Origin of the sequence: Herbaspirillum sp. CF444, from assembly GCF_000282135.1 — a bacterium.
In the GTDB taxonomy this organism is placed as follows: domain Bacteria; phylum Pseudomonadota; class Gammaproteobacteria; order Burkholderiales; family Burkholderiaceae_D; genus Herbaspirillum.
The window spans coordinates 1-15,396 of the sequence record NZ_AKJW01000098.1 but is presented as its reverse complement, the minus strand read 5'-3'; the positions used below and the strand labels follow the sequence as shown (position 1 = coordinate 15,396).

Annotated in this window: 13 protein-coding genes and 1 pseudogene; 7 read left to right on the top strand and 7 right to left on the bottom strand. The window is 61.9% G+C overall.

Annotated features, from left to right (window positions below):
- Nucleotides 1–308: 308 nt before the first annotated feature.
- Together PMI16_RS21950 and PMI16_RS21945 are read right to left on the bottom strand one after the other, a co-directional pair.
- Complete coding sequence (locus PMI16_RS21950) at nucleotides 309–1,211, bottom strand: carbohydrate kinase family protein (protein ID WP_007883701.1); 903 nt, start codon at nucleotides 1,209–1,211, stop codon at nucleotides 309–311.
- A 54-nt stretch (nucleotides 1,212–1,265) separates the two neighbouring features.
- On the bottom strand, nucleotides 1,266–2,234 hold the full coding sequence (locus PMI16_RS21945; RefSeq protein ID WP_007883700.1) for a sugar-binding transcriptional regulator: 969 nt from the start codon (nucleotides 2,232–2,234) through the stop codon (nucleotides 1,266–1,268).
- Between the two features lie 314 nt (nucleotides 2,235–2,548).
- Between PMI16_RS21945 and PMI16_RS21940 the strand changes: the two genes are divergently transcribed.
- The 7 genes and pseudogenes from PMI16_RS21940 (at nucleotide 2,549) to xylB (ending at nucleotide 10,744) form a co-directional block, all read left to right on the top strand.
- On the top strand, nucleotides 2,549–3,895 hold the full coding sequence (locus PMI16_RS21940; RefSeq protein ID WP_007883699.1) for an ABC transporter substrate-binding protein: 1,347 nt from the start codon (nucleotides 2,549–2,551) through the stop codon (nucleotides 3,893–3,895).
- Between the two features lie 166 nt (nucleotides 3,896–4,061).
- Nucleotides 4,062–5,042 (top strand): carbohydrate ABC transporter permease, encoded by a 981-nt coding sequence (locus tag PMI16_RS21935; RefSeq protein ID WP_007883698.1) that lies wholly within the window; start codon nucleotides 4,062–4,064, stop codon nucleotides 5,040–5,042.
- A 29-nt stretch (nucleotides 5,043–5,071) separates the two neighbouring features.
- Nucleotides 5,072–5,854, top strand: a pseudogene (locus tag PMI16_RS21930) (carbohydrate ABC transporter permease); the annotation flags it as partial.
- An 11-nt stretch (nucleotides 5,855–5,865) separates the two neighbouring features.
- Nucleotides 5,866–6,561: an HAD family hydrolase gene (locus PMI16_RS21925; protein WP_034381843.1), complete on the top strand. Its 696-nt coding sequence runs from the start codon at nucleotides 5,866–5,868 to the stop codon at nucleotides 6,559–6,561.
- A 100-nt stretch (nucleotides 6,562–6,661) separates the two neighbouring features.
- Nucleotides 6,662–7,774 carry an ABC transporter ATP-binding protein gene (locus tag PMI16_RS21920; RefSeq protein ID WP_007883695.1) on the top strand — a complete coding sequence of 371 codons (1,113 nt, stop codon included), beginning with the start codon at nucleotides 6,662–6,664 and terminating at the stop codon, nucleotides 7,772–7,774.
- A 30-nt stretch (nucleotides 7,775–7,804) separates the two neighbouring features.
- Nucleotides 7,805–9,217, top strand: a complete 1,413-nt coding sequence (dalD, locus tag PMI16_RS21915) for a D-arabinitol 4-dehydrogenase (protein WP_007883694.1) — start codon at nucleotides 7,805–7,807, stop codon at nucleotides 9,215–9,217.
- A gap of 45 nt (nucleotides 9,218–9,262) precedes the next feature.
- A complete protein-coding gene (xylB, locus tag PMI16_RS21910; protein WP_007883693.1) occupies nucleotides 9,263–10,744 on the top strand; it encodes a xylulokinase in 1,482 nt (493 codons plus the stop codon).
- A gap of 199 nt (nucleotides 10,745–10,943) precedes the next feature.
- Here the strand turns inward: xylB and PMI16_RS21905 are convergent, their stop codons facing one another.
- The 5 genes from PMI16_RS21905 to PMI16_RS21885 form a co-directional block, all read right to left on the bottom strand.
- Entirely contained in the window at nucleotides 10,944–12,506 is a 1,563-nt protein-coding gene (locus PMI16_RS21905) for a methyl-accepting chemotaxis protein (RefSeq protein ID WP_007883692.1), read from the bottom strand.
- Nucleotides 12,507–12,585: 79 nt separating this feature from the next.
- The gene (locus tag PMI16_RS21900; protein WP_007883691.1) at nucleotides 12,586–13,383 is read right to left on the bottom strand and encodes a BPSS1780 family membrane protein; all 798 of its coding nucleotides are present in this window, start codon (nucleotides 13,381–13,383) and stop codon (nucleotides 12,586–12,588) included.
- A gap of 2 nt (nucleotides 13,384–13,385) precedes the next feature.
- Nucleotides 13,386–14,342, bottom strand: a complete 957-nt coding sequence (locus PMI16_RS21895; protein WP_007883690.1) for a homoserine kinase — start codon at nucleotides 14,340–14,342, stop codon at nucleotides 13,386–13,388.
- Nucleotides 14,343–14,439: 97 nt separating this feature from the next.
- Nucleotides 14,440–14,847, bottom strand: coding sequence for a DUF2782 domain-containing protein (locus PMI16_RS21890; RefSeq protein WP_007883689.1), 408 nt, complete (start codon nucleotides 14,845–14,847; stop codon nucleotides 14,440–14,442).
- Nucleotides 14,848–14,963: 116 nt separating this feature from the next.
- On the bottom strand, nucleotides 14,964–15,396 hold a 433-nt coding region (locus tag PMI16_RS21885; RefSeq protein WP_007883688.1), incomplete at its 5' end, for a YybH family protein.

Sequence of the window (15,396 nt, the reverse complement as noted above, 5' to 3'; positions counted from 1 at the left end):
GGGGGGGGGGGAGCCAGTCTCGAAGTCCGCTTGAGAGTAGCCGGTGGCGGCAGGTGCAAATCGGATAAAGAGGGGAAATTTGTCTGAGCGAAGCGAGTTTATTTCCCCTCCCGATTTGCGCCTGACGGCGCCGGGAACCCCCGGAGGGGGCTACGACCCAGCGGCCGCCTTCTTTTGCTTACTTTTCTTGGCGGAGCAAGAAAAGTGAGTAGCTGCCGGGCTACCCCCGGCGAAGGGTTGATCGAAGAAAAAACAAGATCAGTTACCTAATAGCTGGTCGGAACAAAACAAAAAACATGCCACCGCGCTCAGCGAGCAATCAGCTCCTGCACCTCATCCCAAGTCGCCGCATAAGCCCCCGCCCGCGCCGCCGACAACGCCGCCGCAGCAGCAGCACACTGCAAATGCTGAATCACCGGCGCATCCACCTGCCGCAGAATGCTGGCAATCCAACCACCCATCGACGCATCGCCGCAGCCAACGGTATCGATCACCTCAACCCGATAAGCCGGCTGATCCATAATGCTCTCCCCCTTGATCCACGACAGTCCATCCGCCCCGCGCGTGAACAAAATCTCGGCCTGTGGCGCCAGCGACTTCAACGTCGCCAGAGGCTGCGGATCGCCGGGGAACAGCTTCTCCAGATCCTCATCCGACACTTTTACGTAATGCGACAACGCCAGCAGCTTGCGCATCAGCACGTGATAGTCCGGCTGATCCATCAGCTTGCGCCAGTTGGGATCGAAGGCGATGCGCTTGCCGCGCTGCGCGCCTTCGGCGGCAATCGCCAGCAGACGCGAGGCCAGCGGTTCGCGCGTCAGGCTGATGCAGCCGAAGTGCAATACGCGGGCGTCGTCCATCCAGCCGGAAGGCAGTTTGCTCGGATCGAAATGCAGGTCGGCGCTGTCGTCGCCGACGAAAAAATAATTGGGCGGCGTGGTCGACGTCACCATCGCCAGCAGCGGCGATTTGTCGACTTGCTGCAGATAGCGCATGTCGAGCCCGGCTTCCTGCGTGAGCACGCGCAATTCTTCGCCGAAGACGTCGCTGCTGATGCTGCCTGCATAGCCGGTCGCCACGCCCAGGCGTGCGCCGACGCGTGCGACGTTCCAGCAGGCGCCGCCGGGCAGGGCGCGCCATTCGCCGCCGGGCTGGCGGATGAAATCGGTGAGGGCTTCGCCGAAGACGACGAATTCGATGGGATGGGGCATGGGTGTCTCCGTGGTGCCGATTCTGAAAAATTCTTGTTTTGACTGCGTTGAAACTTAAGCGTCCTGAAGTGCAAATTGCGCGCAATATTCGTCCGTCACCAGGCCGGTCAGCCAGCCGCCGCGCAACGCGCCGCGCACGGCTTCCGCCTTCTTGCGTCCGCCGGCCATGGCGATCACCGGCTTGGTCGGCGGCGTGCTCAGCGGCGGCGTGGTGATGCGCGCCGCCAGCGGCGAGCGCAGCATCTTGCCGTCGGCGTCGAAGGCGTGGCAGATCAGTTCGCCGACCGCGCCTTGTTGCTGCAGCTGCGCCACTTCGTCGGCGTCGATGAACCCGTCTTCATGCATTGCGCCTTGCAAGGCGATGGTGCCGATGCCGAGGAAGGTGACGTCGGCCTTCTGCGCCAGGCCGGTGACGATCTGGTAGGCGCGGTGGTTGCACCATTGCTTGCGGTCGGCTTCGCTCTCGGCCACGCGTGGTGCCGGCAGCAGATAAAAACGGCTTTGCATTTTTTCGGCGGCGAGCAGGGCGACGTCGTAGCGATTGGCGGAGCCGTCCGAGGCAAAGGCGCCGATCATCGAGACGATCTGATGCTGCGGCCTTTCCATCTCGCTGATTTTTTCGATGGCGGCTTTGAGCGTGCGGCCGGAGCCGACGTTGACGATCAGCGGCGCTTCCTGGCGCAGGTATTGTTCCATCAGCTCGGCGCCGGCGACGGCGAGCATTTGCTGCGTGCCCTGCGAGTCATCGCCGGCGGGTTCGTCGGCAACGGCGCTCGGCACCACGCGACATACTTCCAGGCCGTAGCGCTGCTGCAGTCCCTGCGCCAGTTCCAGGCAGGACGAAATCGGATGCGTGATCTGCACCTTCACCAGGTTCGATGCGCCGGCATAGGCCACCATGCGCTGCGCCATCTGGCGCGAAATGCCGAGACGTTCCGCGATCTCGTTCTGGGTGTTGCCGGCGACGTAGTACATCCACGCGGCGCGCGCCGCCAGATCGAGTTTGGATGAGCTGGATGACATCGGTTTTCCTTGTTATGAACCTGCTGTCGTCTCCGGGGGCATGACAGTACGTGACAGTTCAGGCGATCCGGCATTGTACGGATTTGGCCACCGCTGTGGTCTGCCATGGTCTGCCGAGGTCTGCGGCGATTCAGGATGACGACATCGCATTATTATCAAAATTGAATATTTGCTCAAGAAAAATGCAAATGCTTGACTTTCGATTGTGAATGTTTGATTATTTGCTCGCAAACAGATTTTTTGCTCAATAACTACATCGAGGCAAAGACGACCCTTCCGGACGTTCTTCAGCCCGCACACAATTGGAGACAAGCATGAAACTTCGCGCCCCCGTCGCACGTGTTAGTACACGCATTGCTGCCGCTATCGCAATGCTCGGTTCCGTCGGTATCGCCGGCATCGCTGCCGCCGAACCCGTCACGCTGAACATCGCATCCATCAACAACCCCGACATGATCGAATTGCAAAAGCTGTCGCCGCAGTTCGAAAAAGCCAATCCCGACATCAAGCTGCGCTGGGTCACGATGGAAGAGAGCGTGCTGCGCCAGCGCCTGACCACCGACATCGCGACTAACAGCGGCCAGTTCGACCTGATGACCATCGGCGCGTATGAAGCGCCGATCTGGGCCAAGAAAGGCTGGCTGGCGCCTATGACCGGCCTGCCCGCCGACTACGACGAAGCCGACCTGATCAAGACCGTGCGCGAAGGCCTGACCACCGACGGCAAGCTGTACGCGCTGCCGTTTTACGCGGAAAGCTCGATGACTTATTACCGCAAGGACCTGTTCGCGCAAAAGAACCTGAAGATGCCGGAGAAGCCGACCTGGGAAGACATCGGCAAGCTGGCCTCGCAACTGCATGATCCGGCCAAGGGCGTCTACGGCATCTGCCTGCGCGGACGCGCCGGCTGGGGCGAGAACATGGCGCTGGTCGGCACCATGGTCAATGCTTACGGCGGCCGCTGGTTCGATGAAAAATGGCAACCGCAGCTCGACACGCCGGAGTGGAAACAGGCCGTCAATTTCTACGTCGACCTGATGCGCAAATCCGGTCCGCCGGGCGCCAGCTCCAACGGTTTCAATGAAAACCTGGTGCTGTTCTCGGGCGGCAAATGCGGCATGTGGGTAGATGCCACCGTCGCTGCCGGCATGCTGTATCACGGCAAGGATTCCAAGGTGTCCGACAAGGTTGCGTTCGCGCCGGCGCCGATGGCGACCACCGACAAGGGGTCGCATTGGTTGTGGATCTGGTCGCTGGCGGTGCCGAAGTCGTCCAAGTCGCAAGACGCCGCCAGGAAGTTCGCCGCCTGGGCAACTTCCAAGGACTACATCAAGCTGGTCGCCAAGGACAGCGGCTGGGCCCTGGTGCCGCCGGGTACGCGTACTTCGACCTACGCTTCCGCCGAGTACAAGAAGGCTTCGCCGTTCTCCGACTTCGTTCTCGATGCGATCCAGAATGCCGACGCCAACAATCCGACCGTGAAACCGGTGCCTTATACCGGCATCCAGTTCGCCACGATTCCTGAGTTCCAGTCCATCGGCACCATCACCGGCCAGGCGATTGCCGGCGCGCTGGCGGGCAAGGGCACCGCGGATGCGGCGTTGAAGACGGCGCAGGCGCAAACCGTGCGCATGATGAAGCAAGGTCGCTACATTAAGTAAATAAGCAGCAGGCAGGTCCGGCGATACCGAGCTGCAAGGGTATCGTCGAGCCTCGCCACGGATCGCGCCGTCTGTGCCGACAGCGCAGCTCGCTTGTCAGTTTTGTTGATTGCCGGACCGTCCCGACACGACGCCGGCCCGAATCCGATTTTCCATCGAGGCCGTCATGTCATCGATATCGAATACCTCTTCCATGCCATCCGAAGCCACCGCCTCAGACCCATCCGCACGCAAGCCGCGACGCGGAAGACGTGGCAGAACGGGCAGCGGCGTCGAACGCTTCCTGCCGATTCGTCTGCTGCAAACACCGGCGGTGGCGTTATTGTTCCTGTGGATGATCGTGCCGCTGGCGATGACGGTGTATTTCTCGTTCAATCGCTACAACCTGATGGCGCCCGACCAGACCGGTTTCGTCGGGTTGGAGAACTACCAGTTCCTGCTCGAAGATCCCGCCTTCTGGCCGTCGATCACCAACACCGCCGTGCTGATCGGCTCCGTGCTGGGCGTCAGCGTCATCGGCGGCACCTTGCTGGCGGTGCTGTTCGACCAGCCGTTCCGTGGACGCGGCATCGCGCGCCTGCTGGTGATCGGGCCGTTCTTCGTGATGCCGACCGTCGCCGCGCTGATCTGGAAGAACATGATCATGCATCCGGTCTACGGCATGCTGGCCTTCGTCATGCGCCACCTCGGCATGGAGCCGATCGACTGGCTGGCCGAGTATCCAATGCTGTCGGTGATCATCATCGTGTCGTGGCAATGGATACCGTTTGCCTTCCTGATCCTGCTGACCGCCTTGCAATCGCTCGACGGCGACCAGAAGGAAGCCGCCCAGCTGGACGGCGCCGGGCCGATCCGCATCTTCTTCTATATCGTGCTGCCGCATCTCAAGCGCGCGATCACCGTGGTCATCATGATCGAAACGATTTTCCTGTTGTCGGTGTTTGCTGAAATCTTCACCACCACGGCGGGCGGTCCCGGTACGGAAACCACCAACCTGACTTATCTCGTGTACTCGATCGGCCTGCAGCAATTCGACATCGGCATCGCCTCGGCCGGCGGCATCTTCGCGGTCGTGTTGGCCAACATCGTGTCGTTCTTCCTGGTGCGCATGCTGGCGAAGAACCTGAAAGGAGCGAACGAAAAATGAACGATACAAAAAAGAGTCCGCTCTGGGTCGGCCTGCTGGCATGGACCTGCGCCATCATCTTGTTCTTTCCGATTTTCTGGGTAGCCATCACGGCCTTCAAGAACGAGCATCAGGCCTATATGCCCAGCCTGATTTTCATGCCCACGCTTGACACCTTCCGCGAAGTCTTCGAGCGCAGCAACTACCTGGCCTTCGTCAAGAATTCCATGATCGTGTCGCTGGGGTCGACCTTGCTGGCGCTGCTGATCGCGGTGCCGGCGGCGTATTCGATGGCCTTTTTCCCGACCGGCCGTACGCAGAAACTGCTGTTGTGGATGCTCTCGACCAAGATGATGCCGGCCGTCGGCGTGCTGGTGCCGATCTATCTGCTGGCGAAGAACAGCGGCATGCTCGATTCGGTGACCGGCCTGACGGTGATCTATACGCTGATCAACTTGCCGATCGCGGTGTGGATGGCGTTCACCTATTTCAACGACGTGCCGAAAGAGATCCTCGAAGCTGCCCGCATCGACGGCGCCAATGCCTGGCAGGAAATGCTTTACCTGCTGCTGCCGACCGCCATGCCCGGGCTCGCCTCGACCGCGCTGCTGCTGATCATCCTGTCGTGGAACGAGGCGTTCTGGAGTCTCAACCTGACCAGCGTCGACGCCGCGCCGCTGACGGTGTTCATTGCCTCGTATTCCAATCCGGAAGGTTTGTTCTGGGCCAAGCTGTCGGCCGCGTCGCTGTTGGCGATCGCGCCCATCATGGCGCTCGGCTGGCTGGCGCAGAAGCAACTGGTGCGCGGCCTGACCTTCGGCGCCGTCAAGTAATGAAAGAACACATGACATCAACCATCACGCACCTGGTGTGCGACTGCGACGGCGTCCTGCTCGACAGCGAGAGCATTGCGCTGCGCGTGCTGCACGAGCATCTCTTGCCGCTGCTGAAGGACCCGGCCGACGGCGACCGGCTGCATCACGCCATCGCCTCCCGGCTCGGCATGTTCACGGAGCTGCTGCTCGACGAACTGGACGTGGAATTCGGCTTCGGCCTGGACGCCGCGCAATACGCCGACATCAATGCCGCCGTCGGCATCGCCTGCGGCGACGAGGTCCAATTGGTGCCCGGCATCGAGGAAGCATTGCAGCAGATAGCTCTGCCCAAGGCCGTGGCCAGCAACAGCAGCAGCGATCGCATCGTGCAAGGTCTGCGTCGCTGTGGCTTGCTGGACATGTTCGAGGGGCACATCCACAGCGCCCACGACGTCGGCCGTCCGAAACCGGCGCCGCACGTTTATCTCGCCGCGGCGGCAGGCTACCAGGTCGCGCCGGAACACTGCGTCGCTGTCGACGACAGCGTCACCGGCGTGCGCGCGGCCAGCGGCGCCGGCATGCGCGTGCTGGGATTTACCGGCGTGGCGCACGACAAGGGCAGCATGCATCAGAAATTGATCGCCGCCGGCGCCGAACTGGTGTTCGACGACATGCGCGAATTGCCGGCGCTGATTGCCGCCTTGCTGGCGGAGGACGCCGCCTGAGCGGCGCGTACCTGGCGCGTACTTGACGCGTACCCACACATGCAGGAGCCCGTCATCGGCACGACGGGATCATTGATATAGAACGAACAAGGAGACTTTCATGGCAGCCGTCACCATCCGCAACCTCGCCAAGCGCTACGACGACAACGAAGTCATGCGCGACATCAATCTCGACATCGACGACGGCGAATTCGTCGTCTTCGTCGGTCCGTCCGGCTGCGGCAAGTCGACCTTGCTGCGCATGATCGCCGGCCTGGAGGACATCAGCGCAGGCGACCTCAACATCGGCGAACGCCGCATGAACGACGTGCCGGCCGCCAAGCGCGGCATCGCCATGGTGTTCCAGTCCTACGCCTTGTATCCGCACATGACGCTGTACGACAACATGGCCTTCGGCCTCAAGATCGCGGGTAAGTCCAGGAGCGAGATCGACGCTGCGGTACAGCACGCCGCCAAGATCCTGCACATCGACCATCTGCTCGACCGCAAGCCGCGCGCCTTGTCCGGCGGCCAGCGCCAGCGCGTCGCCATCGGCCGCGCCATCACGCGCCAGCCCAGCGTGTTCCTGTTCGACGAGCCGCTGTCGAATCTCGATGCCGCCTTGCGCGTGAAGATGCGGCTGGAGTTTTCCAAGCTGCATGACGATCTCAAGACCACCATGATCTACGTCACGCACGACCAGATCGAAGCGATGACGCTGGCCGACAAGATCGTGGTGCTGTCGGCGGGACGCATCGAGCAGGTCGGCACGCCGCAACAGCTGTATCACCATCCGGCCAATCGTTTCGTGGCCGGCTTCATCGGTTCGCCGAAGATGAATTTCATCGACGGCACGGTGGCATCCCTGGGGGCGGAAGGCGTACTGGTCCAGTTGCCCGACGGCGGCAGGCAACTGGCGGCCGTCGAGGCCGGCACCTTGAAGGCGGGCGACAAGGTCACGCTGGGCATCCGCCCGGAACATCTGCATATCGTCGCCGACAAGCCGATGTTGCAGGCGCGTTTTGCTGCGCTGGAACTGTTGGGCGATTTCTCCTACCTATATGCCGCCAGCGACGCGGCGGAAGAGTCGCTCATCCTGCGCGTGCCGGACAGCCTGAAGCTCGCTTCCGGCAGCGTCATCGGCGTCGCCGCCGATGCGCATCGCTGCCATCTGTTCCGTCAGGACGGCAGCGCGGTGACGCGTCTTGAAGAGCGTGCAGCGGCGATGCATTAAGAGAAAAATGAACAGGCAACAGAGGACAACATGACGACTCGCGATTTAAAAAACGACCTGGTCTGGCTGCATATCGGCGCCGGATCGTTCCACCGCGCGCATCAGGCGGTCTACCTGCATCGCCTGCGCGAGCGCGGCAACGACGAAGACCGCCGCTGGCAGCTGGCGCTGGCGAATATCCGCCCCGACATGGCGCCGCTGCTGCAGGAGCTGCAAAAGAACGAAGGCTGCTATACCCTGGAAACGGTCACGCCGCAGGGGCAGCGCGCCTATGAAACGATCCGCGCCATCCGCGACATCGTGCCCTGGGATGCGCAATTGAAGAGCCTGGTGAAAACCGGCGCCGAGCCGCGCACGCGCGTGATTTCCTTCACCGTGACGGAAGGCGGCTATTACCTCGATCACGAACACCTGCTGGACGTCCATCAGCCTGACCTGGCCGCCGATATCGACGGCGATCGCCGCACCATCTACGGCGCCATCACCGCCATCCTGCAGGCGCGCTACGACGACAACGCCGGCGGCGTGACGTTGCTCAATTGCGACAACCTGCGGCATAACGGCGAACGTTTCCTTGGCGGCTTGCAGCAGTTCCTGGCCTTGCGCGGCCATCATCAGTTGCTGGAATGGGTGCGCAACAACGTCACCAGCCCCAATTCCATGGTCGACCGCATCACGCCGCGTCCGACCGACGCCGTGCGCCAGCGCGTCAAGGAGGCAACCGGTGTCGACGATCCGTGCGCGTTGATGGCGGAGTCGTTCATCCAATGGGTGATCGAGGACGATTTCAAGGCCGGTCGTCCGGCGCTCGACAAGGTCGGCGTGGAAATGGTGGCTTCGGTCCTTCCTTACGAAGAAGCCAAGATCCGCATCCTCAACGCCAGCCACAGCTGCATCGCCTGGGCCGGCACGCTGGCCGGGCTCAACTATATCCATGAAGGCACGGCGCGCGAAGACATCCATCGCATGGCCTGCGAGTACGTCACGCAAGATGTGATTCCCAGCCTGACGCCGAGCCCGCTGGATCTGGAAGCCTACCGGGACACCACGCTGGCGCGTTTCGGCAACCCGGCGATTCAGGACACCAACCAGCGCGTGGCGGCGGATGGTTTCTCCAAGATCCCCGGATTTATCCGGCCGACCATCAGCGACAGCCTGGCGCGCGGGCATCAGCCGCGCGCGACGGCGCAACTGCCGGCCTTGTTCTTTGTCTTTCTGCAGCGCTGGAAGCAGAGCGGCCTGAGTTACGAATACCAGGATGGCGTGTTCGATCCGGCGGCAACACGGGCCATGCTGGACGCTGCCGATCCGCTGCGCGCTTATTGCGCCGATCCCCTGCTGTGGGGCGAACTGGCCGGCACGGCGTCGCTCGAACGCCTGCTGCGCGAAGCGGTGGCGGACGTCAATGCGTGGCTGGCGGCTTCGACTAAAATGTCCGCATAAATACCTGTCCATACCAGGACGAGTGAGAATTCAACGAGGAGCACCATGTATCTGGGGATAGACCTTGGTACGTCGGAAGTCAAAGCGGTCGTGATCGACGCCGGGGGCAAGCTGCTGGCGCTGGCCGGTACGCCGTTGACGGTGTCGCGTCCCCATCCGCGCTGGTCGGAACAGGATCCACAGCAATGGTGGCAGGCGACCTGCGACACCGTCGCCAAGTTGCGCGCGCAAATCGGAGCAGAACATTTCACGAAGATCAGGGCAATTGGCTTGTCGGGCCAGATGCACGGTGCGGTGTTGCTGGATGCGCGCGACCGGGTGTTGCGGCCGGCGATCCTCTGGAGCGACTCGCGCAGCACACAGGAATGCGCCGAGCTGACGCGGCGCGCTCCCGATTTGCACGAAGTGGCGGGCAATCTGGCCATGCCGGGATTTACCGCGCCCAAGCTGTTGTGGGTGGCGCGCCATGAGCCGCAGTTGTTCGCCCAGGTGGCGTGCGTGCTGCTGCCCAAGGACTGGCTGCGCCTGCAGATGACGGGACAAAAGATTTCCGATCCGTCCGATGCCGCCGGCACGCTCTGGCTCGACGTGGCGCGGCGCGACTGGTCGGATGCGCTGCTTGCCGCCAGCGGCATGCATCGCGGGCAGATGCCGGCATTGGTCGACGGCAGCCGTGCCGCGGGTTTTCTGCTGCCGGAACTGGCCCGGGCATGGGGCTTGTCGCCCGAGGTCAAGGTTGCCGGCGGCGCCGGCGACGGTGCCGCCAGCGCGGTCGGCATCGGCGCGGTCAATCCCGGCGACGGCTTTCTCTCGCTCGGCACTTCGGGCGTGCTGTTCGTGGTCAACGACAAGTTCCGTCCCAATCCTGCGCGCGCGATTCACGCGTTTTGCCACACCTTGCCGCAGCGCTGGCATCAGATGAGCGTGATGTTGTCGGCGGCAAGCTGCCTGCGCTGGTTTTGCCGCCTGTGCAGCGTCGATGAAAAGACCTTGCTGGAAGAGGTGGCCTTGATGGATGAGGAGGCCCTGGCCAACGCGCCCTTGTTTCTTCCGTACTTGTCGGGCGAGCGCACGCCGCACAACGATCCGTACGCGCTGGGCACGTTTCACGGTCTGTCGCACGAACATCAGCGCGCGGCCCTGGCGTATGCGGTGCTGGAGGGCGTGAGCTTCGGCATGGTGGATGGTCTCGACGCCTTGCGCGCGGCCGGCACCGATGTGCGCCAGCTGTCGCTGGTCGGCGGCGGCGCGCGCAGCGCGTATTGGGCGCAGCTGTTGAGCGATGCGCTTAATGTGCGCATCGTGACGCATGTCGGCAGTGAAGCGGGCGGCGCTTTGGGCGCGGCGCGTCTTGCCTGGTTGGCCGATGGCGGGGTGGAGGAAGTGGTTTGCCGCAAGCCGCAGCAGCAGGATGGTTTCATGCCGCGCAAGGAACGGCATGCCGCCTTGATGCCGCGCTTGCAACGCTACCGCGATATTTACCGGCCTTGGCCGGCATTGCCTTCCGGGGAAGGCGAAGAGAAATAAAAAACGGCAGCTTGAGCCTGTCATGCCGTTCAGTCAAGCTTAAAAGATCCCAACGCATCATGACCGTCGTCCTGACGAAAGTCAGGACCCAGCGGCGTATCGACCGTCTTCACGACGCTGGGACGACTGCTTTAGAAAAAGGTTTGAATGAACGGCGTTACGGCTTGAACCTGCTGTTTTCTGTTGCCGCTCGCAGCGCTTACTTGTACTGGAACTTGAACACGGCAATCGCCTGCAACAGCCGGCCGGTCTGTTCTTCCAGGCTGCCGGCGGCAGCGGCGGCTTGTTCCACCAGCGCGGCGTTCTGCTGCGTGCTTTCGTCCATGTCGGTGACGGCATGATGCACTTGCGTGATGCCGGCGCTTTGCTGCTGGGTGGCGACGGTGATTTCGTTCATGATGTCGGTGACGCGTTTGACCGAGTCGACGATTTCCGTCATGGTGCTGCGCGCGTCGTCCACCAGGCGATTGCCGATGTCGACTTTTTCCACCGAATCTTCGATCAGGGTCTTGATCTCTTTGGCGGCGCCCGCCGAGCGTTGCGCCAGGCTGCGCACTTCCGAGGCAACCACTGCGAAACCCTTGCCCTGTTCGCCGGCGCGCGCGGCTTCCACCGCTGCATTCAAGGCCAGGATGTTGGTCTGGAAGGCAATGCTGTCGATCAGGCTGATGATGTCGACGATCTTCTTCGACGACGCGCTGATTTCGCTCATGGTATTGCCGGTCTTGGCGACCACGTCGCCGCCCTTGACGGCGATGGACGAGGCCGACTCCGCAAGCTGGTTGGCCTGCAAGGCGCTGTCGGCATTCTGGCGCACGGTCGTGGCCAGCTGTTCCATGCTCGATGCGGTTTCTTCGAGGTTGGAGGCCTGCGATTCCGTGCGGCGCGACAGATCCATGTTGCCGCTGGCGATGTCGCGTGTGGCGCCGTTGATCGATTCCACATTGGAACGTACGTCGCCGATGATGGCCGTGAGATTGATGTTCATCTGGCGCAGCGCGCGCAACAGGCGGCCGATTTCATCGTGGCGGTCGGATTCGATATTGTTCGACAGGTCGCCGCCGGTGATGGCGTAGGTCGCCTTCAGCGCTGCATTGATCGGACGCACCAATGCACTGTGCAATGCGTACCAGATATACAGCGTGAGCAGGATGGTGACGACGCAAATGCCGGTGTTGAGCTTGCTGTGGTCGGTAAAGAAACTGACGCCGGCGGCGACCAGCTGCAACGCCAGCATGGTGATCATCGACAGGTTGATGCGTGTGTTGAGCCGGATCTTGCCGAGTCGGGCGATCCAGCCCCTGAGGCCGGTCTTGACGACATTGCCTTGCTCGATGGCGATGCCCTTGGCCTTGCCTTTGCGGATGTCGGCGTAGAGTTTTTCGGCGGCGACGACGTCCTGGCGCGGCGGCTTGGTGCGCACCGACATGTAGCCGATGATCTGGCCCTTTTCACGCACGGGGGTGATGTTGGCGAGGACCCAGTAATGGTCGCCGCTCTTGCGGCGGTTCTTGACCAGGCCGGTCCAGGGAATGCCGTTCCTGACGGTCTTCCACATGTCGGCGAAGGCTTGCGCCGGCATGTCGGGATGGCGCACGATGTTTTGCGGCGCGCCCATCAGTTCTTCTTCGTGGAATCCGCTGACTTCGATGAAGTAGGGATTGACGTAGGTAATGTTGCCCTTCAGATCCGTTTTCGAAACGATGGATTTGCCGTCTTGTAATGGATACTCGACATTGGTGACAGGCAGGTTCATCCGCATCTTTTTTCCCCGTGACAGAAGCATTGTTACAGGCAGTTTGTTGGCAAGAAAGAAATCATTTTCTTTTCTTGCCAACTTGTCACCTTGCGCTGTCGTCGCTTTCAGGAACGGATGCTTCTTCGCGCTGCGGCCTGCCAAAGATCGCAGTGTATGTCGGGTAAAAAGAGCAATACATGACCACGGTCAATATTATCGACAATGGCAGCAAAATAAATACGATGATCGTCATGTTGTTGATGAGCAAGGCGACGATGGTGCTCACGACTGCCGGCAGCAGGATGCCGATCACCAGCCATGCCAGGCCATACAGCAGGAAAGCCTTGCCGGCGCGGCGCACGGCGAAGAAGCTGTAGAACAAGGCTTTGCCCAGCGGCATGTTTTGCCAGGCGATCAGCGGCGCGGCGAACCAGAACGCCATCGCCGCCGGGATGTACGCCACCGCGGCGGTGACCATCGCCAGACTGATGTTGCTGTTCTCCATGTCCTTGGGATTGATGCCGGTGCCGGTCATGGCGTTCCAGAACGTGCCGCCGTCGACCAGCGCCGATACCCCGACCGCGCCGAATGCCGCCAGCAAATACAGCACGCCCAGCGTGAGCAAGGTGCGCAGCGCCGGCGAGCGGAAGCCTACCAGCAGCAGATTCGGATAGACGCGCCTGCCCTCTTCGATGTGGCGGCAGGCTTGCATGAACGACATGGCGAACAGCGGCACCAGGATCAGCGGCAGCAACTGGCCGACGACCGGCAGCATGCCCAGCGCCAGCATCAGGAACATGTAGCTCAGAAACAGGGTCGAGACTTCGGCCGGTTGCTTGCGAAACAGCGCAACGCCTTCCTTGACCCAAAGCCAGCCGGTTTTTGCAGGCAATTTTTCCATAATCAGTTCAGTGGCGGATTGGCGCGTGCGATGCGCAATCTCAGGATACGCTCGAAGTGCGCAGGATCGTGCGGCGTCAGCATTTCGGCGGCGCGCGGAAGATGGAAATCGTACAGGCGCGACAGCCAGAAGCGCAGGGCGGCAGCGCGCAGCGTGGCGTCCCAGGCTTGCCGCTCGACCGATGTGAACGGACGCACGGCATGATAAGCGTCGAGCAGGGCTTGCACGCGCGGCACATCGAGTTCGCCGGTGGCCAGGTCGATGCACCAGTCGTTGACGGTGACGGCAAGGTCGAACAGCCAGGTGTCGCAACCGGCGAAATAAAAATCGAAGAAGCCGGTCAGGCGCGTGCCGACGAACATCGCATTGTCGCGGAACAGGTCGGCATGCACCGGGCCGTTGGGCAATTGCGGATAAATATCCGAGGCGGCGAAATCTTCCTGGAATTGCATTTCCGCGCGCAGCAGGCTTTGCGTTTCTTCATTCAGATACGGCAGCACGACCGGGGCCGTCTCGCGCCACCATGGCAAGCCGCGCAGATTGGGCTGGCGGATGCCGAAGTCCTGCGCCGCCAGATGCATCTTGGCCAGCATGGCGCCCACTTCCGCGCAATGCACGGGCTGCGGCTTGGGCTGGTAGGCGCCTTCAAGCTTGGTGACGATGGCTGCGGGTTTGCCGTTGAGCGCGTTGATGATGCTGCCGTTCTGGTTGGGGATCGGCGCCGGCACCAGTACGTCGCGCTGCGCCAGATGACGCATCAGTTCCAGATAAAACGGCAGTTGCTCGAAACTCAGTTTTTCAAACAGCGTGAGGACGTACTCGCCACTTTCGGTCGTGATGAAGAAATTGCTGTTCTCGATGCCGGAAGAAATGCCTTTGACGGCGAGCGCCTTGCCGAGGGAAAACTGGGAAATCCAGCCGGAGAGGTCATCCAGGCTGACCGGAGTAAAAACTGCCATGTGCGGAAATGATGAAGAACGATAGTGAAGCCCGGGAGCGCGGTCACGCGTTGGCGTGACGAAGTGTTGTCCCGGGCCGGTGGATGATTAACGGGAATTATTTGCCGGAGTTGTCGGCATTGTCGCCGTCTTTCGGCTTCTTCTTGCCGCCCCAGTCGAATTCCTTGATCTGCCACTGGGCGCTGGTCGGCGGGCCGCTTTGCACATCGCCGGGCATCGAGCTGCCGAGTTGTTCCTTCGGCTTCAGATAATAGGTGCTGGGGCCCGACTGGACCTTGATTTCCTTGGTCTGGCCATGGTCGCGGCGCTCTTCGATCTTGTTGCCGGAACCTGTGCCTTCGCCCGGCTTCTTGATGGTCACGGCCGGCGGTTCGCCTTCCTCCAGCGTTTGCAGCTCGGGTGGCGGCGGCGCCGGCTTGTCCGACACTGCCTGGGCGTGGGCCAGGGGAGACAGCATCAGCAGGGAGAAGCAAAGCGACGCGGCGGACCGGCTTCTGGTAATCATGGTGAACTCGCAATCTGGACAGGTAAGAGATGGACTCATTGTAACAAACGAATCACCGCGAGCCAGCATCCTGAGGAATGTAGCTCGCTATGTAGATGGGGGCGAAGCGCCGGTCCTCAACGGATTTTTTGCTGTTTGTCCGTCGGGACAGCCTTGCCGACGGTTTCCTGCAGGATCTTCCAGGCGTCGCCGCGGCGCGCCAGCAGCAGCGTTTTGCGGCTGCTCTCGGAGAAGTTGTCGGAAACGTATTGCTGCGTGAAGGTCGCCGTGGCCATATTGCCGTCCATTTGGACCTGCGGCGAGATGATCGCGACGGCGATGCGCTTGCGTCCCTCGATGCGCGCGCGGCGTTGCGCGGCCCACTCGCTGCGGCTTTCGCCATTGGGCGTGCGGAAATCGTCGGCGTAATGGCCGAGGTAGGCGTCGACATCCTTGCGACTCCAGCCGGCGGCCCAGGCTTGCATGGTGTCGAGTACGGCGGCCTGTTCGGGGGGCGCCTGGCGTTGTGATGCGGCGTTGCGGCTCGCGGCTGCCGGCACGGCAGCAGCC